Raw genomic sequence first — 20,768 nt, 5'->3', positions numbered from 1 at the left:
TGGTCATACTTGTTATTCGTTTGCTGCGGCTGGCGCCGGCAGGCGGCGCGGCGTGCTTGCTGCGCCCAGCGCAGGTAGTTCAGCCGGCGCCGTCAACTTAAAAATGCTGACGGCGCGGGCCAGCTGCGCCGCCTGCTCCTGCATCGAGGCCGCGGCGGCGGCCGCTTCCTCGACCAGGGCCGCGTTTTCCTGGGTGCCCTGGTCCATGTCGACCACGTTCCGGCTGACCTGGGCGATGCCCGCGCTCTGCTCGACGCTGGCGGCCGTGATCTCGGCCATGATGTCGGTGACGCGGCGCACGCTGTCGACGACCTCGCGCATGGTCGCGCCGGCCTGCTCGACCAGCAGGCTGCCCTCCTTGACCTTGTCGCTGGAATCGCCGATCAGCAGCTTGATTTCCCTGGCGGCGGCCGCCGAGCGCTGGGCCAGGCTGCGTACTTCCGAAGCGACGACTGCGAAGCCGCGTCCCTGCTCGCCCGCGCGCGCCGCCTCGACCGCCGCATTCAGGGCCAGGATATTTGTCTGGAAGGCAATCGAATCGATGACGCCGATGATGTCGACGATGCGCTGCGAGGACTTCGTGATCGAGCCCATGGTGTCGACCACCTGCTCGACCACCGCGCCGCCGCGCGCGGCCACGGTCGAGGCCTGGGCCGCGAGGGCGTTCGCCTGGCGCGCGTTGTCGGCATTCTGCTGGACGGTGTCGGTCAGTTCGCGCATCGCGTCGGCCGTGTGGCCGAGCGAAGCAGCCTGCTGTTCGGTGCGCACCGAGAGGTCGATGTTGCCGCTGGCGATCTGGCTCGAGCTGGCCGCCATCGCTTCGGTGCTGACGCGCACGTCGGCGACGATGCGCTGCAGGCTGTCGTTCATGTGGCGCAGGGCGCCCATCATCTGCCCGGTTTCGTCGCGCGTCTCGACCCGGATCTCGCTGGTCAGGTCGCCATCGGCGACGCGGCGCGCAACCTTGACCACGTGGCGCAACGGTCGCACGATACTGCGCGTGGACAGCCAGGCCACGCCCAGCGAGATGGCGGCGGCGGCCACGGCCAGGATCAGTACCAGCAGCTGGGTGCGGCGGGTGACGGCGGCAGCGGCGTCGGCGGCGGCCGTCATCGCGGCGTTCTGGTAAGCAATAAAACGGTCGAGCTGTTCGAAATACTGGGTTTGCTGGGGCCGCAGGACGTACATGAATTTCGCCATCGCTTCGTCCTTGCGGTCGTCCAGTACCAGTTTCGCAAATGCTTGCTCGCCCGGCAGGAATTTGGCCTGGATCGCGCTCAGGGTGGCCAGGATGCGCGCGCCTTCTGCTTCGCTGGTGGTGCCGGCCAGGGCGGCGACGGCGGCGCTGGCATTCGCGCTTTTCCCGGCGGCGCTCTCGAGTTCCTTGCGGATCTGTGCCGGATCGCTCATCACCAAGACGCTGAGCATACCGCGCGTGGCTTCGTTGACGTCGGCTTTGATGGCGTTGGCGCTGACGGTATTCGCATAGCGCAGGTGGATCAGTGCGCTCATTTCATGATCCAGGCTGGCCAGGCGCGTGTACGACAGGCCCGCCAATAACACCAGCAAGGAAATGACGACCCCGAAGCCGATCGCCAGGCGCTGGCCGATGCGCAAGTTATTGATGTTCACCGAACTCCCCGTCTCGTCGAAAAAGTCTGATCGTGCTAAAACAGCAATGTCAATATAGCACCTAAATCTTGATGTAAATCAAGACAAAATGACTATTTCAATGCTGCAACGGCACAATACAACGGGAAAGTTTTAGGAAGGACGGGCTTCGTCCTGTTCCTGGTCGCGTTCGATCGCTTCCAGTACGGTACTCGTGTCGGCCGACTCGGCCAGTTCGTCGGCTTCTTCGTCGACCTTGTCGGGGAGCGTAGGCGAATCGCGCCGGATCTCTTCGAGCATGGCAATGATCTTGCTGATCTTTTCTTCGGACAGCAGGCTGATCTGTAAATCGAGGTGGGCGTTGCGCTCGGCCAGCTTCGACATGCGGTTCTGACGAATCAGCACCGTCGTGGAAATGATGAAGGCGTTCAGGGTGATAAAACCCTGCAGGAAGGAAAACGGCGGCGGATCGAAGGGTTGCAGGTGGAGCTCGAATGCGCCCAGGTTCCAGGCGATCCAGACGACGATCACGCCCACGCTGGTGGCGACATAACCGGGACTGCCGAGAAACACGCTCATTTTCTCGACGAAGGCCTGGGCCCGCGTTACCTTTTCTTCGTGGCGAGCGTAATACTCGGCGATGGTGTCGAGGTTTTCGTTAACCGACTGTGGCAGCCGCGATGTGAGGTCGTCGTCGTGTTCGCCCATGGAACGAGCATAGCATGCTGTCCACAGCGGGCGACGCGCGTACGCGGCGGCTGCCGGCGTCCGGCATCAGCCGGTGTGCTTGGCGGCCGTCAGGCGTTCGTACTTGGCCATGAGTTCTTCGCGCGTTTCGCGCCAGGCCGGGTTGAACGGGATGCAGGCGACCGGACAGAGTGCCTGGCACTGCGGTTCGTCGAAGTGGCCGACGCATTCCGTGCACTTGTGCGGGTCGATCTCGTAGATCTCTTCGCCCATCGAAATGGCGTCGTTCGGGCACTCGGGCTCGCACACGTCGCAATTGATGCATTCGTCGGTAATCAGTAAGGCCATGATGCTGCTTCTAAAGAGGAATGCCTGGTCAGGCTTTCGGCGCGGTCATGGATGCGATCTTCTTTTGCAGCCAGCGATCTACCGAAGGGAAGACGAATTTGGACACGTCGCCGCCGAGCATCGCGATTTCGCGCACGATGGTGCCCGAAATGAACTGGTACTGGTCGGACGGGGTCAGGAACAGGGTCTCGACGTCGGGCAGCAGGTAGCGGTTCATGCCGGCCATCTGGAACTCGTACTCGAAGTCGGACACGGCGCGCAGGCCGCGCACGATCACGCGCGCATCATGCTGGCGCACGAAATCTTTAAGTAAGCCGGAAAAACTCTCGACCTTCACGTTCGGGTAATGGCCCAGCACCTCGTTCGCGATCTCCAGGCGCTCCTCGAGCGAGAAGAACGGCTTCTTGTTCTTGCTGTCGGCGACACCGACGACGAGCGTGTCGAAGAGGCCCGATGCACGGCGGACCAGATCCTCATGGCCGCGGGTGAGCGGATCGAAGGTACCTGGATAAACGGCTACTACCATTGTCGCTCCCATGAAGAAAGACCTGTGTTGGAACGCGCATTATGCCTGAAAATCCGGCAGCTGCCCCAGTATGGCGCCTTCCTTGCCCGGAAAATGAGCAAACTTCAGGTAATTAAGCCTTGTTTTCGTGCAAGTTGTCGTTCAGCTTGAGTAGATGATAAAAAACCATGCCGGCCTTGTCGGCGCGCACCTGTTCCCACGGGGCCAGCCAGTCCGGCGTTTCTCCTCCCTGCGGCAGGGCGTATTCGGCTTCCACGTAGACCATGCCGTCCTCCTTGAGCAGGTCGATGCACAGCGGCAGCGCTTTCGCAATGAAATCCTGCTGATACGGCGGATCGAGGAAGATGACATCGTAGCGCTGGCCACGCGCGGCCAGGTCGCGCGCGACCGACAAAGCGTCAGCGCGCAGGATGCTGACGTTCTCCGCTTTCAGCATTTCCTTGTTCGCTTCGAGCTGGCGCGCGGCGGGCGCGTGAAAATCGAGCATCGTCACCGAGCGGGCGCCGCGGCTGGCCGCCTCGAAGCCGAGGGCGCCGCTGCCGGCGAACAGGTCGAGGCAATCGACTTGTGCCCAATCGCCGCCGACCTGGTGGTGGATCCAGTTAAAAACGGTCTCGCGCACCCGGTCCGGGGTCGGGCGCAGGCCGAGCGCGTCGAGCACCGGCAGCAGGCGCCGTTTCCATGCTCCGCCGATGATGCGCACCTGCTGGGGCGCGAGGCGCGGACGGCCGTGCTGGCCCTGGGGTTTAGCTTGGGGTTTATTGGCTGGCTTTCTTTGCATGGCGCGCACTATACCAGAGGCGATCGGCCCTTATTTTGCTTCCTTGGCCAGGGCATTGAAATCCTCGATCCAGCCCTGCATGCGCTTCTGGGCGTGGGCTTTCTGGGCTGGCGTGGCGATGTGGATCGCCGTCAGAATGAAATTCGAGGTCGCATTGATATAGCTGTCATAAAAACCCTTGCGCTCGGGTGTATCCATGCGCGTGAAAAATTCGCGCAGCATCGAGGTAATCATGGTGCCGGTCTGTTCCTTGTTCGGCTTTTCCTGCTGAATCTTGCGCGCCAGGGCCAGGATCTTGCGCTGCCGATAAATACGCTCCTCCAGCCAGATATTGCTGTCGAGCGGACGCGCATCCGAAGCACGGCGCAGCGCTTTTTCCTGCTCGTTGCTGAAGGCGCCGAACCAGAGCTTGAATTGGTCCATCGACTTGTCGAAACGCGCCTCATTGCGTTTCTCGACGCTGCCGCTGACGAACTTGCGGCGGTATTCCTCATTTTTCTTGTTAAAACGCTTTTCCATTTGCTCAATCTGGTCCGGCGTCAGCGAACGCGCCAGGTCGACCATATCCGGCACCGCCTTCATCGCCAGGGTTTCGGTCCGGGTACGGAGCTCGCGGTAGTCGGCCAGTAAATCGGCCTGGGTCGGATTGGCGGCCAGCTGGCGCTGGAACGTGGCGAGCAGGGCGGCGTAGTCGTGCAACTGGGTTTTGCGGTGCCATTGAAACAGTTCACCGATGTCACGTTTGACCCAATCGGACTGGTCGCCTTCAAAGTCGACATAAGCATCCAACCACCAGTACAGTAAGGTGTCGCCATGGTTATAGCTGAACCGGATCGTGCTGCAGGCGCCCAATAAAGCCAGCAGAACGATCAGGAACAGCGCACGCGTGCGCGAGAACAAGGGGTCATGCGTGATAAACTTTTTCATCTTATTAACTCTTATTGAATACGGCTTATGAACGTTGTCATCCTTGCCGCCGGCATGGGAAAGCGCATGCAGTCCGCGCTGCCTAAAGTGTTGCATCCGCTGGCTGGGAAGCCGCTCCTGCAGCATGTCATCGATACCGCCCGCATGCTGCGGCCGAGTAAATTATGCGTGATTTACGGACACGGGGGCGCAGCGGTGCCGGAGATGGTGGCCGGGCTCGCCAGCGACGGCGAGGCGCCGATCGACACCGCCCTGCAGCAGCCGCAGCTGGGCACCGGCCACGCCGTGATGCAGGCCGTGCCGCAACTCGACGAAAACGTGCCGACCCTGGTGCTGTACGGCGACGTCCCGCTGACAACAAGTGACTCGTTGCGCCGCCTGGTCGAGGCCGCCGGTATCGATAAACTCGGCATCCTCACCGTCGAGCAGGCCAATCCCTTCGGCCTGGGCCGCATCGTGCGTGAAAACGGCCGCATCGTGCGCATCGTCGAAGAGAAGGACGCCAGCGAAACCGAACGCGCGATCAAAGAAATCAACAGCGGCATCCTGGTGGTGCCGACCCGTCATTTGAAGCGCTGGTTGACTGGGCTGTCGAATAACAACGCACAGGGCGAGTATTACCTCACCGATATCGTGGCGCAGGCCGTTGCCGATGGCGTGGAAGTCGTATCGGCTTCGCCGGCGGGCGAATGGGAAGTGGCCGGCGTGAACAGCAAGGTGCAACTGGCCGAACTCGAGCGTCGTCATCAGCTCAATATTGCCAACGCTCTGCTGGAAAAGGGCGTCACCCTGATGGATCCGGCCCGCATCGACGTGCGCGGCGAACTCATTTGCGGACGCGATGTCGTCATCGACGTCGGCTGCGTGTTCGAGGGTCGCGTGGAACTGGCCGATGGCGTCAAGGTCGGCCCGCATTGCGTGCTGGTCAATGCCAAGGTCGCGGCCGGCGCCCAGATCAAGCCCTTCTGCCATATCGAGGACGCCGTCGTCGGCGCCCAGTCGCAGATCGGCCCGTACGCGCGCCTGCGCCCGGGTACCGAACTGGGCCAGGATGTTCACATCGGCAATTTCGTGGAAGTCAAAAACAGCCAGGTGGCGGCGCACAGCAAGGCGAATCACCTGGCCTATATTGGCGACGCGACGGTCGGCTCGAAGGTCAACATCGGCGCCGGCACCATTACGTGTAATTACGATGGCGCCAATAAATTCCGCACGGTGATCGAGGACGACGCCTTCATCGGCAGCGACAGCCAGCTGGTCGCCCCGGTCACGGTCGGCAAGGGTGCAACCCTGGGCGCCGGCACCACGCTGACGAAAGACGCCCCGGCCGGCAAGCTGACGATCTCGCGGCCCAAGCAGATCACCATCGACGGCTGGAGCCGTCCGGTGAAAAAGCCAAAGTAATCCACCGGAAATCGACAGGAAAATCACAGGGTATCCACTGGCTTATGCAGTGGATACCCACGCTGATTGCACAGCCTTCTGCACAGGATTATCCACAGCCCTGGAGCGCCTGACAAAATCGCCATGGCCGCGTTGCAGCGCCTTGCCGTACGCTCGTACTGTCTTCGGCGCTGCGCCTTGCCCTGACGTTTTTGTTAGGCGCTCTTGGCGCTTACACGGCGATGCGGGTGTCGAACTTGCTTCTGAACGTGGAAAAATACGCTTTGACGTTGCGCACGTTGGTGTGGGTGGCAAATAAACGGTGCGCCAGCGCGTGGTAAGCAGGCATGTCGGCGACCTGGATGATCAGGACGAAATCCGGTCCCGGTGCGACGCGGTAGCACTGCATTACTGCATCCTCGGTGGCGGCGAGCTTCTCGAACTGCGCCATCCGGTCCGCCGCCTGGACGTCGAGCGTGATCTCGACAATGGCGGTAAGGCGGGCGCCCACCTTATCGGGGTCGACAAGCGCGACTTGCCGTGAGATAACACCATTCTGGGTCAACTGCTTGACGCGGCGCAGGCAAGTAGGCGGCGAGACGTGAACTTGCCCAGCCAGCTCCGCATTGGTCTGAGATGCATCAGTTTGCAACACGTTCAAGATGCGACGATCAAGTTCATCCAAGACAGATTCATTCGGCATGAAATTCTCTCTAAATTTTCCGTATCAGATGAAATAATATTTCATCTTCCGTGATGCGTGAAATTTTATAACAAAAAATGGTGCGCTCTGAAAGCATATTTCAGATGACTTGCCATACGATATCCCTTATTGCTAATTTTTTTATAACGAGGTAAGTCCATGTGCGGTATCGTCGGCGCAGTTGCTCAACGTAACATCACCCCTATCCTGATCGAGGGTCTGAAACGCCTCGAATACCGCGGCTACGATTCCTGCGGCGTCGCCCTGCACGTCGAAGGCCGTCTGGCCCGTTCGCGCAGCACCTCGCGCGTGGCCGACCTGGAAACGCAGATCGCCGGTACCGGCCTGCAAGGTTTTACGGGCATCGCCCACACCCGCTGGGCCACCCACGGCGCCCCGGCCTCGCACAATGCGCACCCGCACTTCTCTCCGAACGAAGAAAACGCCCGCATCGCGCTGGTGCACAACGGCATCATCGAAAACCACGATGAGCTGCGCCGCGAACTGACCGAACTCGGCTACGTGTTCCAGAGCCAGACCGACACCGAAGTGATCGCCCACCTGGTCGACCACATGTACAACGGCGACCTGTTCGAGACGGTGCAGCAGGCCGTCAAGCGCCTGCACGGCGCGTATGCGATCGCCGTGTTCTCGCGCGAAGAACCGCACCGCGTCGTCGCCGCCCGCCAGGGTTCCCCATTGATCCTGGGCGTCGGCGAAGGAGAAAACTTCGTTGCCTCCGACGCGATGGCGCTGGCCGGCACGACTAACCAGATCATTTATCTGGAAGAGGGAGACGTCGTCGACCTGCAACTGTCGCGCTACTGGATCGTCGACGTCGACGGCAAACCAGTCGAGCGCGAAGTGAAAACCGTGCACGCGCACACTGGCGCGGCCGAGCTGGGCCCGTACCGCCACTACATGCAGAAGGAAATTTTCGAGCAGCCACGCGTGATCGGCGACACCCTCGAGGGCGTCACCGGCATCATGCCGGAACTGTTCGGCGATAAGGCCTATAAAATTTTCAAGGACATCGACCGCGTGCTGATCCTGGCCTGCGGCACCAGTTACTATGCCGGCCTGACGGCGAAATACTGGATCGAGTGCATCGCCAAGCTGCCGGTGAATGTCGAAATCGCCAGCGAATACCGTTATCGCGACAGTGTCCCGCATCCGAAAACCCTGGTCGTCACCATCTCCCAGTCGGGTGAAACGGCCGACACCCTGGCCGCCCTGAAACATGCCCGCAGCCTCGGCATGCCTTACACGCTGACGATCTGTAACGTCTCGACCAGCGCCATGGTGCGCGAATGCGAACTGGCCTACATCACCCGCGCGGGCGTCGAAGTCGGTGTCGCCTCGACCAAGGCGTTCACCACGCAGCTGGCCGCCCTGTTCCTGCTGACCCTGACGCTGGCGCAGGTCAACGGCCGCCTGACGGACGAAGAAGAGGCGTCGCAGCTGAAGTTGATGCGTCACCTGCCGGTGGCCATCTCCGCCGTGCTCGCGCTGGAGCCGCAGATCATCGCCTGGGCCGAAGAATTCGCGAGAAAAGAAAACGCCCTGTTCCTGGGCCGCGGCATGCACTACCCGATCGCCCTGGAGGGTGCGTTAAAACTGAAGGAAATCTCGTACATCCATGCCGAGGCCTATCCCGCGGGTGAACTGAAACACGGTCCGCTGGCGCTGGTGACCGAAGAAATGCCGGTCGTGACCATCGCCCCGAACGACGCGCTGCTGGAAAAACTGAAATCGAACATGCAGGAAGTGCGCGCCCGTGGCGGCCAGCTGTACGTGTTCGCCGACGTCGATTCGCGCATCACCTCGGGCGAGGGACTGCACGTGATCCGCCTGCCGGAACACTACGGCGATTTGTCCCCGATCCTGCACGTGGTCGCCCTGCAACTGCTGGCCTATCACACGGCGCTGGCACGCGGTACCGATGTGGATAAACCACGTAACCTGGCGAAGTCGGTGACGGTCGAGTAATCGACAACCACGCAAGCGGCGGCACTGTCAACATGCGTGCCGACCGCTGAGTGAGGTTTTAGTTCCGATGCTGAGTTAGAGCGAAGTCATGTTCGAGTCTGAAGCGGGATCTACAGTGAATCTGTAGTTCTTCTGTTCTTCACCAAAGGCTCCTATGACTTTCATGCTCAGCAACAAAGCACGCCTGCAATGGGCGGGCTTGCTCGTCCCCGCCATCGCTGCGCTCTGCGCCCACGCCGCTCCCCCGACCGCGCCAGGCGCATCCGTGGATGCGGCGGCGCGTGCACGTGTCGCCGAATACAGCGTCGTCAATCTCGGTCCGGACACCGGACAGGCATTCCTGAATGCGCGCGACCAGGTCGCCTTTGCCACCTGGTCATACCCTGAACCGATATTCAACGGGTTCTTCGACGGCAGGCGCGTGTACACCCTGGGTTCGCTGGGCGGGTCGTATACCTTCGTGCAGGGCTTGAACAACCAGGGTGTCGTGGTCGGCCAGTCCCAGGACGCCGCCTTCGACTACCGCGCCTTTGCCTGGACCGCCGCGCGCGGCATGCGCGCCTTGCCGGGGCCGACCTTGTCCGACGCCCATGCCATCAATAACCTCAACCAGGTGGTGGGTGCGGTCCGGGCGCAGGGGCAGATGTTTTATACCCGCGCCAACCGCTGGAATGCCGACGGCACCCTTACTCCGCTCGGTCCGCCGCCCGCCAGGTTATCGGCGGCGCGCGCCATCAATGACAGCGGCGTCTCGGTCGGCGATTCCGAGGTTCAGTATCAGGACAGCCACGCCATGGTCTGGGACCGGGCCGGCACGGCCACCGACCTCGGCCTCTTCGGCGGCACGCAATCGACCGCCACCCACATCAACGCGACCGGCCAGGTGCTGGGCACCTATTACAAGGAGGGGCGCGGCATCGGCTTCCTCTGGAGCCGGCAACGCGGCATGGTGCGCATCGGCCCGGACACGGGCGATCAGTATGTCACCGCGCTCAACGAGAACGGAGAAGTCACAGGGAACAACCTGGTCGTGGACAGCGACCCGCAATACCGGTACGCCCCCTTCGTCTGGTCGGCCGCGCGCGGCATGCGCCCCTTGCCGCTGGCCGGTGCAGCGGAAGGGAGAGTCAACGCACTGAACAACCGGCGCGAAATGGTGGGCTACCTCGAACGCACGCTTGACGACCCCGGCAGCCGGCGCGCCGTCCTCTGGAACGACGTCGCCAATCCGGTCGACCTGAACACCCGTCTGTACCGGGCTCCTGCCGGGCTGGTGCTGTATTCGGCAAGCAAGATCAACGACAACGGTACCATCGTCGCCGATTCGAACGCCGGACTGGTCCTGCTGCGTCCGGGGCGCGAAGGAACGGCCGCGCCGGTGCTGGGTGCGGTCGCCGGCGGGGCCGCCGACGGTGGCGTCAGGCTGGGACAGACAGTCGACTTCAGCGTCAACTTCGTCGACAGCGCCGTGGCCGAGTCGCACCGGGCGGTGACGAGCGTCAACGATGCGTGCGCACAGGCGGCGCCCAGCTTGCGCGAGCAGCGCGGAGTGGGCGACGTCAGCCTGCGCCATACCTTTTGCCAGGCTGGATCGTTCGTGGTCAAGGTCACCGTCACGGACCGTGCCGGCAATGCCACGCAGGTGCAGCGCCGGCTCGTCGCCACCGATCCGTCGGTGCCGACCTTGACCGGATCGTCCGGTGCGCTGCCGCCGCAATCGGGCAAACGCGCGGCGCAGTCGGTCCAGCTGTCTGCGCGCGGCGCCACTGTGCCAATGCGCGAATGACAAAAAAAAGCCCAGGGCAGCGCAGCCCGGGCTTTTACGTCTTGCGCATGGAACGCCGCTTTACTGCACCGTCAGCGCCACGTCGTCGACCAGGAAGGTCGTTTGCAAAGAGGAATCCTCGCTGCCGACAAAGAACACCTGCACCGTCTGCCCCTTGTAGGCCGACAGATCGACGCTCTTTTGGGTGTAGCTCGTTCCCTTGTCCAGGTTGGAATAGGTCGCCGGCGTGGCGAGAATCGTGCCGCCGCTGTTCCTTACCTGCACCTTGAGGGTGTCGTAGGCACTGGTGGTCGTCGTTTCCGCCGACTGCACCTGCAGCCAGAACGATAAGCTTGCACTTGCTGCGGTCGAGGGAATGGCGACCTGCTGGTACAGGTTGTCGGTACGGGTGGCGCCGGTGCCGGCCAGTTTCGCCTTCCAGCTGCCGGTATGGGGCGGGGTCGTCGTCGCATTGTTGATGATGCCGCTACCTCCATTCCAGGACACGGCGCCCGACTCGAAACCGGGGTTCAGCAGCAGCTGGGTGCCGCCGCTGGCGTTGCTGATGCTGAAGCTGGTCGCGCCCGAGCTGCCGACGTTGCCGGCCGCATCATAGGCCTTCGCAGTCAGCGTGTGGCTGCCGTTGGCCAGGGTGGTCGAGTCGAGCGTCATCGAATAGGGCGAGCTGGTGTCGCTGCCTTTCAGGACGCTGTCGACATAAAACTCGACCTTGCTGACGCCGACGTTGTCGCTTGCACTGGCGGACAGGGTCACGGTGCCGGCCGTGCCGCTTTCGCTGGCGCTCACCGTCGGGGCGACCGTGTCGCCGGACGACGAGGTCGCTTGCGTCACCCAGAGCGGTGCCGACCACAGGATATTGCCGTCGTTTTGCGTGATCTTGGCATAATAAAAATGCTCGCCCGTGGCTGGGGTGATCGTCGTGCTGGCGCTGGTGGACAGCTGGGTCACCGTGCCGTTACGGCCGGGAACCCCCTCGAAGATCGCCACCGACGACACCGTCTTGCCGGAGGTGCTGGCGAAATTGGCGACCAGGTTCAGGGGGCCGCTATTGGCAAAGCGCTCGCCCATGAGGTGGCCGTTGGCGGTCAGCACCAGTTGCGAGGTCTTGTCCATCGTCGCGAACACGCGGCGCGCCTGCAATGCCGCGACAAAACTGGCGTTCGTCAGTGCCGTGCCATTCGGAATCAGGATGCCGGTGCGGTTGGTGTATGAGGCGCCCCAGTTCGCGCAATGGTTGTCCTGGTTGCTGGAAAACGCCACGTGGAAGCCGGCCTCGAGCGCCTTTTTGCAGGCGCCCTCGAAGGTACTGCGGCCGGTTTCGGTTTCGGTCGTATTGGTCGAAAACGCGGAGGTGTTCAGCACTTCGCACAACACCATCGCGTTATCGCCGTCGGCCGTGTAGCCGAGCGGCAGGCCGTTGACGAGGAACTGGCCGCTCGTATCCGGATGGTTGAACTGGCCGATCCAGCCGCGGTTTTTCATCAGGGTGTAGAGCGAGGCGTAATCGTTTTTGGCGGTATACGTGTCGCCGATCAGCTGGTTGCTGCCGTTGTATTCCCACTCGAGCAATTCGTTGCTGTTGAGGATATTCAGGTGGCCGCCGTTGCTGATCACGCCCCACTCCAGACCATACACGGCCAGGAAATTCGGGTTGGCGAGATTGAAATCGCTCGCCGCCTTCAGGCCTGACTGGTACAGGGCCTTGGCCGTCGCCGGGCTGGCCGCGGCATTGGTGCCGTCCGAGCCGTCGTACATGTGGTTGTGCTCGGACGCCATCAGGATATCCAGGCCCTTGCCTTTCGCATAGGCGAAGGCCTGCGCCGGACCGGAGGCGCCGGTTTGCGGACTCTGGGCGCCGGTGCAGGAGGACAGGGCCCCGCCGCCGTCGCTGTGGTTGGTCTGGCTGTGCAGGTTGGCGTAATACACGGTGTAGGGGAGCGCGGCGGTGGCCGGGACCGATATGGGCGACACCATGCCGCCGCCCGTGCGCGCTGCCGCTTCCCTGGCGCCGGCAGTCGTCGGCAGCGCCGTAAACGCCGGCATCGGGACCGTGTCGGGCGCGCCGACGGCGATGTCCCAGGCCTGTTCTACCTGGTGGCCGCCTTCCGCTTCGAGCAGTGCGTCCGTCTCCGCGGCCGACAGCGGCCGCGCTTGCCCTGCCTCGGCGGCGCGCGCCACGGCGACCATGCGCACCTGGTAGATGCCATCGCGCAGGGCCGGGTCGCCGGCGCGTCCGCGCCAGTTGACCTTGACGTCGACCGGCTTGCCGGACAGGCGCCGCACGCCCTGCCAGCGCTCGATGACGCGCTGCGCCGGATCGAGCAGTTCGAGCCGCCAGACAATGTCCTGCGCCTCCACGACGAAGGGGTAGCTGAAGGTCAAGGCAAACGTGCGCCCTTCCTGGGCGGCCGCGGCTGCGCTATAGGGCGCATGCAGGGTCGCTTCGAACTCGCGGTGGTCCGCTTCCGATGCCAGGCCTGCCTGACTGAAACCGAGTGCCAACACCAATGGCAGCAACTTCATGGTATGAACGCGACGCATGTGGCCTCACCCCTCTCGTTATAAAAGTACAAATTTTTACAACGATGCATGACACAAAGATTACAAGCAAGCAGGTTTTATCAGAAATTGATGAGCTGCTCGGTTTTGCAACAGTGTCGGGGCAATGGCGGACGGGCTGAGCAAAAAAAAAGCCGCTGTCACCAGCGGCATGTGGGTAAGGAATGGACCTGTCGTGCGGCGTTCCCGATTTGGAAGGGAATCAGCGCGAGTCGGCACCACCCGGCCGGTCCGGGGTCTGTTTGGCAAGCTCGTCGACGCCGGTGCCGGTCACGGAGGCGTCCACCGATTGTCCCTGGCCCTCCCCCTCGCCTGCCGCCGAGGTACCGGGCTTGCCGCCCGCCGCTGCCGCCGTCATGCCGGCGGCGTGGGCGTGGGCGCCGCGGTCGCTTTGCGGTGCACCTGCCGGCCCGACATTGCTCTCCGGCGGCGCGCTGACGATGCCGCCTTCGCGTTCGCTTTTCGCTCCCCCAGCACCGGTGTAATGGCCGGCATTCGAGCCGCCATTGTCTGCCTGCTGGCGCTGGCCCGTGTCCGGGTCGGCGGGGTCGGAGCGGCCCGACAACGAATCCGGTCCGCGCGTATCTGGATGATGGCTACCGGCCTTGCCGGCGCCTGCATCGTATTGCTTGTTTCCAGCCATGACGATCTCCTTGGCGTAATGAACCATGGGATCGATGGTAGCCGTTTATTCAGGTACACCAATAGGAGCGCGGGCTGAAGCCGTGTAGGCGGCTTCGCACGGCGTGTTCATCAGGGCTGACGCTCAGGCCGGCTGTGCCGGTGCAGGCGGAGGGGCGACCAGCGCCATGCTGCACGTAAATGGATCCTCGTGACTGACGAACAGGGCCGGCGCATTGCCCGCCAGCGCAGCATGGCGCGCCAGCGCCAGGGCGCACATGAAGGGCACGGCGCCGCAGGTGCCGGTGGCCACGCCCGTACGCAGGACATCGGCCGTCGTGTCGAGATCGGGCAGCGCGGACGAGACAAGTCCCATCAGTTCCAGTCCGCGGCTGGTGCGGTGGTCGGTGTCGGCGGCCACGCAGGCGAGGTCGGACAATCCGAGTCCGGCGGCCTGGACGGCACGTTGCGCCAGCTCGGTCAGGCGTGTTGTTTCCGCGCGTTTGGCGCTGTCGGCCGAGACTTCCCTGCGTGCCTCGACCATGGGGTACAACTGCGCGAACACGGCACCATCGGTCTTGCTGGCCCCATCGAGGCTGGTGAGCAGCAGGCCGGCCGCTCCTTCCCCCGGAATGCGCCCCTGGGCCCGGGCCGGCGTCTGCAGCGACCCGTTTGCGGACCAGCCATCCACCATTTCCTGGTCGATGGACGAGGCGCAGGCGATCAGGATGGTGGCAAGCTGCGGGGCGCGCGCTCCGCTCGCGTCTGCACATAGCCCGAGGATCGTTGTGGGAGCGGCATCCAGCGGGGCATCGATCCGGGTCAGGCTGTCCACGGGCCAACCAAATTGCGCCACCGTATGCCTGAACCACAGGCCCGTCGCGTGGCGCTGCTCGACCGTCCAGCCTGGCGGAAACAGCGGCAGCAAGCGCAGCGGCGGCGGCGCGCCTTCGGGCGGCATCAATTGCATGACGGCCTCGTTGGCCAGGTCGCGCACGACGGCCGTGCCCAGGGTCAGCGCGCGCCACTGCGCGGCACCAAAACGCAGCTCGGCCATGCCGTTCAGGATGAGCCATTCGTGGACTTCTTCCTGCAGCGCCTCGTCAACGGCAGCGTCGCTGCGGGCGCTCGTGAGCGGAAAACCATCGTCGTCGATCAGCTCGGGATCGAGGTCGGGGTGCGCCTGGTTGCCGGCAATCGCAGTCGCGAGCGCGTCGGGTGAGTCCCCGTGCGGCGCGCGCAGGGCAGCGGCCAGGACGGCGAGTGGTGGGGCCGCGGGGGCGGCGGGCGCCGGCTGGGCTGCAGTCGCGGTGCCGGCAGCCGCTGCGGCCGCGGGCCGTGCGGTGACCAGTTTCTTGCCGAGCCAGACGGCAGCCAGCACGCCGAGGGGCGCGGCCAGCAGCGCCAGCAGCAAGTCGCCTGTCGCCGGGCCGTGCTCGGCCGAGCGCCAGTAGGCGATGGCGCCGCCCCAGCAGAGCACGAATACGGCGGCGGCCAGCAGGGCTGTTTTGATCCAGCTTGGCGCCAGGCGCGGCGGCGCAACAGTGGTCGAAGTCATGGTGTCAATCAGAGCTTGTCGATCGTGGCTTGCTGGCTGGCGATCAGGGAGGCGCCGCAGGCGGTCTTGTCGCCATGGCGGGCGGCCGGTTTGCCGTCGATGATCAAGGACGAATCGCCGCTGACGATCGGATTCGGCCCATGCTTCGGACAAACGGTTTTATCGCCCATGCGCGCGATCGGGACGCCGCCGCTGTCGCTCTGGTTTGAGGCTTCGATGACGGCGCCGCCGTGCGAGGTTTTGTCGCCGAGAACAATCAAGGGTCCGGACATGGTTTTCTCCGATGAGTGGTCGCAGGTAACCGTGGTCTTACGCCGCCACGGCCAGCAACTCGAGCTTCAACTCCTTCATCCCCGCCGGCACATAGATCGAGATCGATTGCGCCTTGAGCATGCGCTCGTACATCTGCCCTTTCGATTCGAGCATGAAGTAGCAGGTATCGGGACGCACCGCCAGGGCCGCCGGCGGCTGCGGCGTGTATTGCAGGCGCACGCCGGGCAGCGCAGAGAGCACGAATTTTTCGACATCGTCCGGCGCGCCGACCTTGAAACGCAGGGGCACGACGTCGACCAGCTGCACGGCGGGAATATCCGCGGAGACGGCAATATAAAACGTCGTCTTGTCGTCGATCTTGCCCGAGTCGAGGGCGCCGATATGGTAGGAGGGCCGCACTTCGCTGAGGGCAATCGCAAAATATTTCGACGAAATGACGGTGTCGAGCAGTTCGCGGATGATCGTGTGCAGTTTCGTGAAAGGGGGGCCCGGGTCGGCGTGCTGGTAGGGAGGCAAATCCGCCAGGGTCCAGCTTTTTGAAAAGGTCATCAGGCCGCCGGCGACGTCCAGCAATTGTTCGTACAGCCGTTCCGGATGCAGGCTGGGGTGATGAAAATGGTGGGTCAGCGTGGCGTAGGCGGAACTGGCCGTGTGCAGCAGCCAGAACGAGGACATGTCGCCGGAGCGAAATTCGATCACGTTGCGGCTCGGCTCGCGGTGATGGCCATACAGGGCGCTGACCTTGGCCTGCAGCGCGTCGAGCAGGCGCCGCAGTTGCTGGAACAGCGGGGCGGCGGCGCCAATGGAGAGGCTGGGCGGCACGAAACCGGGGTCGATTTCAAAACCGCCGACGGCCGCACGGCGCAGGCGCAGCAACGGGAAGTGAACATAGGCGTCGCGCGGCTCGAATTCCGAGACGAGACGTACCGATTTCTTGAGATAGGCCAGCTGCACCGGCGCGGCCTGCGTATATAAATCCGCCGTTTCCAGGTTGGTCTGGATAAAACGGGCCGTATGCGCGGCCTGGCCGGGCGTGGCGAAATTGCCGCTGAACGGTTTCAGGCTTGGCAGGGCCGCGTAATACGTCACGCTTTGCTGGGATTGCTGCAGCAGGCTGAGGCCGACCGTATCGGGGAGCGCATCGGCGTTCGGTGCGTCGACCAGCTCTCCATCCTGGAAGCGCAGCGCCAGGTCGAGGATGCGCAGCGTGTTGTTGGCCAGCGCTTCGCGATCGACTTGCAGCCGCTCGACTCCCCAGGCATACGGGTGCACCGCCTTGATGCCTTTTTGCAGGCAATGCTCGTGGTATGCGTCCTGGCGCTGGAAATGCTGTGGGCGCAGCAATAAACCCTCGCCCCAGAGTACTTTGCTGGTCATGTCCGCTGTGATCCCTATCGGTGATTTTTCGTTGCGCGCAACTTTGCCAACGGAAACAGTAGCACTGCCCTCGGCGGTGGCAGCTTGCGTTTGCGCAAACGTCGGGTTTGCACAACGCCATCACGGGCGATGCCGCTTCCTTATCCTTCTTCAAGGTTGAGGGGAGTCTGCGCGGTAACACTACGGAGCTGATCGGCAGCGGTGCACCCGCCGACCTCACCCAGGCTCGACAAGGAAAACCGATGAACCGTTTTACGCCAGGCCTGTTCGACCGCCTGCTCGGGACGCCACTGCGCAGCAGCAACGGCAGTGGCAACGGCAATGCCGCGCGCCTGTCGGTCGAGGACATGAAGGATGCCGTCGCGCGCGACCTCGAAGCCCTGCTGAATACCCGCGCCGTGCTGCCGGAAGATTATTTGAAGGCCTACCCGGAGTGCAGCCGCTCGATCGTCAGCTATGGAATGAAGGATTTTGCCGAGCTGTCCCTGTCCAGTCCCTCGGACCGGGCCCTGATCTGCGCCTGCATCGAAGAGGCGATCGGCTCCCATGAGCCACGCCTGCGCAACGTCAAGGCCGCACTGGAAATGCGGGAAGGCGCCGTTAACCGCCTGGATTTTTCGATCACCGGGGTGCTGGTCGCCAGCGCTTCGCAAGAAGCCGTGAATTTCGATGCCGTGCTCCAGCCCTCGACCCTGAGCTACAGCATCAGCAAGGCCGGCCGCGCCGCGCCGGCGGGAGCCTGATCAAGTGGAACAATTACTGCCGTATTACGAGAGCGAGCTGGGCTACCTGCGCCGCAACCTGCGCGAATTTGCCGAGCGCTACCCGAAAATCGCCGGACGCCTCCTGATCAGCGGAGAAGTGTGTGAAGACCCGCACACCGAACGCATGATCGAATCGTTTGCCCTGCTGAATGCCCGGATCGCCAAACGGCTCGACGACGACTATCCGGAATTCACGGAAGCCCTGTTCGACGTGCTGTACCCGCATTACCTGCGGCCCTTTCCCTCGTGCTCGATCGCGCGCCTGGATTTCACCGGCGCGGCCAAGCAGCAGACCACGGCCGGCACCATCCCGCGTGGCACCCAGCTCACGACGCGTCCTGTTCGTGGCGCCGCCTGCACGTTCCGCACCGTGTACCCGGTGGCGGTGGCGCCGCTGGCGCTGGCCGCGGCCAGCTTTTCCGACATCCTGCGCGCGCCCGATGCGGTACGGCCTCCGCCCGGCGCCACGGCCAGCATCAGCTTGCGCATCGCCGGCAGCGCCGAGCAGGTCGATGTGAATCAACTCGACCTGCCCCGGCTGCGCGTGTTCATCGACGGCGAACCCTCGTTCTGCGCCGCCCTGCGCGACGCCCTGTTCATGCGGACGGTGGCCGCCTATGCCGAAGGAGATGGCAACGGACGCTGGGTTCAATTGCCCGCCATTCCCGTCCAACCGGCAGGTTTCGACGACGCCGAATCGCTGATCGATTTCCCGGCCCGCTCGCACGCCGCCTACCGCCTGCTGACCGAATATTTCTGTTTTCCCGAGAAATTCAATTTTTTCGATATCGACTTGCAGCAGCTGTCCGCCGCCCTGCCCGGCGCGAAATCGATCACCCTGCACCTGGCCCTGTCCGGCATTCGCAGCGACTCGAACACGGCGCGCATGCTTGGCACGCTGTCGACGAATAACGTCCTGCTCGGCTGCACACCCGTCGTGAATCTGTTCCGCCAGCGCGGGGAACCGATCCGGCTGACCCACACCACGGCCAGCTATCCGGTGCTGGCCGATGCGCGGCGCGCCTTTGCCTTCGAGGTGCAGGCTATCGATTCGGTGAACCTGGTGCGCCAGACCCCGCAGGGAGAGACGGTGGTGCAGTTTCGCCCCTTCTACTCGCTGCAGCATGCGCAAACGCCCGAGCAGAACGGCCATTACTGGGCGATGCGGCGCGACGAGACGCTGGCCGAGCGCAGCCCCGGCTTCGAAACGCAAATCGCGATCGTCGATATCGATTTCGACCCGGCCGCGGTCGAAACCGATACCTTGAACTTGGAACTGACCTGCTCGAACCGGGACCTGCCCTCTTTGCTGCCCTATGGTCAGGCCGGCGGCGATTTGTTCCTCGAGGGCGGCTCCAGCGTGCGTACGATCCACTTTCTGCGCAAACCGACCCACTCCTGGCGTTTTCCCAGCGGGCGCAGCGCGCACTGGCGCCTGATCTCGCACTTGTCCCTGAACCACCTGTCGATCAGCGCCGGCGGTGTCGAAGCCTTCCGGGAGATGCTGGCTTTGTACGATTTGCCGCGTTCTCCCTCCTCGCAGCGCCAGATCGGCGGCATTACCGCCATCGAACAGGGCGCCACCACCGCCTGGCTGGCCGGCAACCCTTTTAATTGCCTCGTGCGCGGGGTGCAGGTGCGCCTCGCCATCGACGAAGAAGCCTTTATCGGCAGCGGCATCCACGCCTTTACCCACATCGTCGAACGTTTTCTCGCCCTCTACGTGCACGCCAACAGTTTTACGCAGCTGGTCATCGTTTCGGCAAAAACCGGGGAAGAACTATTGACATGCACACCAAAAAGCGGCGATTTGAGCCTGCTGTAATCGAACGCCTGTTCCGCGAACCCTACCGCTTCGAGTATTTCCAGGCGGTGCGCATGCTGGAACTCTGGCTGCGCCGCCATGGCGCGCCCCAGCACGGTGTCGTCGCCAATTTCCTGCGCTTTCAGAATTCGACCTCGCTGCGTTTCCCGGCCAGCCAACTCGAGGCGCTCCACGTCGAGCCGCGCACGATCGAGCCGACGGCGCCCTCCCTCGGCCAAGCGCTGCAGGCCGCCACCCTGAAATGGATCCGCATCACGCCGACCTTCATGGGACTGTTGGGCGTGAACGGCGTGCTGCCGCCGCATTACACGGAACGCGTGGCCGAACAGCAGTTCGACGACAAGGACGAGGGTGCGCGGGCTTTCCTCGACACCTTTTCGAACCGCTCGCTGGCGCTGTTCTACGAGGCCTGGCGCAAGTACCGGCTGCACCTCAAATACGAACTGGGCGGCAGGGACAGTTTCCTGCCGTTGCTGATGAGTCTGGCCGGCTTGGGCAATCCGTCCTTGCGCAAGCGCCTGGCGCGTGAGGACAATGGCACCGTGCTGGACGAGTCGATCGGCTATTTCGCCGCCTCGATCCGCCAGCGGCCGATCTCCGCGGTGCAGGTGGCGCGCGTGCTGTCGGAATATTTCGCGCAACCGGTGGAGGTCGAGCAATTCGTCGGTTCCTGGTATGCGGTGCCGCCCGCGCAGCAAAGCACCCTGGGCTGCGAGAGCGCCACCCTCGGCAGCCGCGCCATTGCCGGGGAACGGGTATGGCAGCGCGATCTGCGCCTGCGCCTGGTGGTCGGTCCCCTCGATCACGCCGGTTTCACGGCCTTCCTGCCGGGTGGACTGGCGGCGCGCGCGCTCACCAGCCTGCTGACGATGTTTACGGGTTTGTCCCTCGAATACGAAGTCGAACTGGTGCTGCGCGCGGCCGATGTGCGTCCGGTCACGATGCGCGAAGGCAGCCCGCTCGGCCGCCTCGGCTGGGATACCTATCTGGTCGCGGGGCCCCAGCAGCGCGACCGCAACGATGTGCATTACGACATCCGGATGAATTGAA

General features: G+C 63.5%; 18 protein-coding genes. 6 read left to right on the top strand and 12 right to left on the bottom strand.

The annotated features are described in order from the left end of the window. Window positions 1–12 precede the first annotated feature (12 nt). The 6 genes from ACI48I_RS19775 to ACI48I_RS19750 all read right to left on the bottom strand — a co-directional run bounded on the left by ACI48I_RS19775 (window position 13) and on the right by ACI48I_RS19750 (window position 4,880). Window positions 13–1,632: a methyl-accepting chemotaxis protein gene (locus ACI48I_RS19775; RefSeq protein ID WP_193687813.1), complete on the bottom strand. Its 1,620-nt coding sequence runs from the start codon at window positions 1,630–1,632 to the stop codon at window positions 13–15. 132 nt (window positions 1,633–1,764) lie between these two features. Next, window positions 1,765–2,319, bottom strand: a complete 555-nt coding sequence (locus tag ACI48I_RS19770; protein WP_498575179.1) for a DUF1003 domain-containing protein — start codon at window positions 2,317–2,319, stop codon at window positions 1,765–1,767. A 66-nt stretch (window positions 2,320–2,385) separates the two neighbouring features. Next, a complete protein-coding gene (locus ACI48I_RS19765; protein ID WP_498575178.1) occupies window positions 2,386–2,646 on the bottom strand; it encodes a YfhL family 4Fe-4S dicluster ferredoxin in 261 nt (86 codons plus the stop codon). Window positions 2,647–2,674: 28 nt separating this feature from the next. Beyond that, the gene (gene coaD / locus ACI48I_RS19760) at window positions 2,675–3,172 is read right to left on the bottom strand and encodes a pantetheine-phosphate adenylyltransferase (protein ID WP_193687810.1); all 498 of its coding nucleotides are present in this window, start codon (window positions 3,170–3,172) and stop codon (window positions 2,675–2,677) included. A gap of 112 nt (window positions 3,173–3,284) precedes the next feature. Further along, window positions 3,285–3,953, bottom strand: a complete 669-nt coding sequence (gene rsmD / locus ACI48I_RS19755) for a 16S rRNA (guanine(966)-N(2))-methyltransferase RsmD (RefSeq protein ID WP_498575177.1) — start codon at window positions 3,951–3,953, stop codon at window positions 3,285–3,287. Window positions 3,954–3,983: 30 nt separating this feature from the next. After that, window positions 3,984–4,880: a DUF6279 family lipoprotein gene (locus ACI48I_RS19750; protein WP_498575176.1), complete on the bottom strand. Its 897-nt coding sequence runs from the start codon at window positions 4,878–4,880 to the stop codon at window positions 3,984–3,986. A 27-nt stretch (window positions 4,881–4,907) separates the two neighbouring features. Between ACI48I_RS19750 and glmU the strand changes: the two genes are divergently transcribed. Beyond that, window positions 4,908–6,284 (top strand): bifunctional UDP-N-acetylglucosamine diphosphorylase/glucosamine-1-phosphate N-acetyltransferase GlmU, encoded by a 1,377-nt coding sequence (gene glmU, locus ACI48I_RS19745; protein WP_193687807.1) that lies wholly within the window; start codon window positions 4,908–4,910, stop codon window positions 6,282–6,284. 211 nt (window positions 6,285–6,495) lie between these two features. On the opposite strand, the gene ACI48I_RS19740 is transcribed toward glmU, so the two are convergent. Next, window positions 6,496–6,966 carry an Lrp/AsnC family transcriptional regulator gene (locus ACI48I_RS19740; protein ID WP_193687806.1) on the bottom strand — a complete coding sequence of 157 codons (471 nt, stop codon included), beginning with the start codon at window positions 6,964–6,966 and terminating at the stop codon, window positions 6,496–6,498. A gap of 159 nt (window positions 6,967–7,125) precedes the next feature. Between ACI48I_RS19740 and glmS the strand changes: the two genes are divergently transcribed. After that, the gene (glmS, locus tag ACI48I_RS19735; protein ID WP_193687805.1) at window positions 7,126–8,955 is read left to right on the top strand and encodes a glutamine--fructose-6-phosphate transaminase (isomerizing); all 1,830 of its coding nucleotides are present in this window, start codon (window positions 7,126–7,128) and stop codon (window positions 8,953–8,955) included. A gap of 163 nt (window positions 8,956–9,118) precedes the next feature. Further along, window positions 9,119–10,741 (top strand): hypothetical protein, encoded by a 1,623-nt coding sequence (locus ACI48I_RS19730; RefSeq protein WP_498575175.1) that lies wholly within the window; start codon window positions 9,119–9,121, stop codon window positions 10,739–10,741. 60 nt (window positions 10,742–10,801) lie between these two features. On the opposite strand, the gene ACI48I_RS19725 is transcribed toward ACI48I_RS19730, so the two are convergent. The 5 genes from ACI48I_RS19725 to tssK form a co-directional block, all read right to left on the bottom strand. Next, on the bottom strand, window positions 10,802–13,282 hold the full coding sequence (locus ACI48I_RS19725) for a CehA/McbA family metallohydrolase (RefSeq protein WP_498575174.1): 2,481 nt from the start codon (window positions 13,280–13,282) through the stop codon (window positions 10,802–10,804). Between the two features lie 220 nt (window positions 13,283–13,502). Next, window positions 13,503–13,943 carry a hypothetical protein gene (locus tag ACI48I_RS19720; protein WP_193687803.1) on the bottom strand — a complete coding sequence of 147 codons (441 nt, stop codon included), beginning with the start codon at window positions 13,941–13,943 and terminating at the stop codon, window positions 13,503–13,505. Window positions 13,944–14,066: 123 nt separating this feature from the next. Continuing rightward, window positions 14,067–15,479: a hypothetical protein gene (locus ACI48I_RS19715; RefSeq protein ID WP_498575173.1), complete on the bottom strand. Its 1,413-nt coding sequence runs from the start codon at window positions 15,477–15,479 to the stop codon at window positions 14,067–14,069. Window positions 15,480–15,487: 8 nt separating this feature from the next. Further along, window positions 15,488–15,751, bottom strand: a complete 264-nt coding sequence (locus ACI48I_RS19710) for a PAAR domain-containing protein (RefSeq protein ID WP_193687801.1) — start codon at window positions 15,749–15,751, stop codon at window positions 15,488–15,490. A gap of 37 nt (window positions 15,752–15,788) precedes the next feature. Beyond that, window positions 15,789–17,129, bottom strand: a complete 1,341-nt coding sequence (tssK, locus tag ACI48I_RS19705) for a type VI secretion system baseplate subunit TssK (RefSeq protein WP_498575172.1) — start codon at window positions 17,127–17,129, stop codon at window positions 15,789–15,791. Window positions 17,130–17,371: 242 nt separating this feature from the next. Here tssK and tssE point away from each other — a divergent pair, with 242 nt between their 5' ends. From tssE to tssG, 3 genes are read left to right on the top strand one after another with little or no spacing between them, the layout of a single operon-like run. Continuing rightward, window positions 17,372–17,872, top strand: coding sequence for a type VI secretion system baseplate subunit TssE (gene tssE, locus ACI48I_RS19700; RefSeq protein WP_498575171.1), 501 nt, complete (start codon window positions 17,372–17,374; stop codon window positions 17,870–17,872). 4 nt (window positions 17,873–17,876) lie between these two features. Then, entirely contained in the window at window positions 17,877–19,718 is a 1,842-nt protein-coding gene (gene tssF / locus ACI48I_RS19695) for a type VI secretion system baseplate subunit TssF (RefSeq protein WP_193687798.1), read from the top strand. After that, window positions 19,682–20,767: a type VI secretion system baseplate subunit TssG gene (gene tssG / locus ACI48I_RS19690; protein ID WP_498575170.1), complete on the top strand. Its 1,086-nt coding sequence runs from the start codon at window positions 19,682–19,684 to the stop codon at window positions 20,765–20,767. Before tssF ends, tssG begins: the two co-directional genes overlap by 37 nt. Window position 20,768 lies beyond the last annotated feature (1 nt).

This window comes from Massilia sp. LXY-5 (assembly GCF_059801075.1).
The sequence above is the reverse complement of the archived record's forward strand: the minus strand, read 5'-3'. Positions and strand labels throughout refer to the sequence as shown.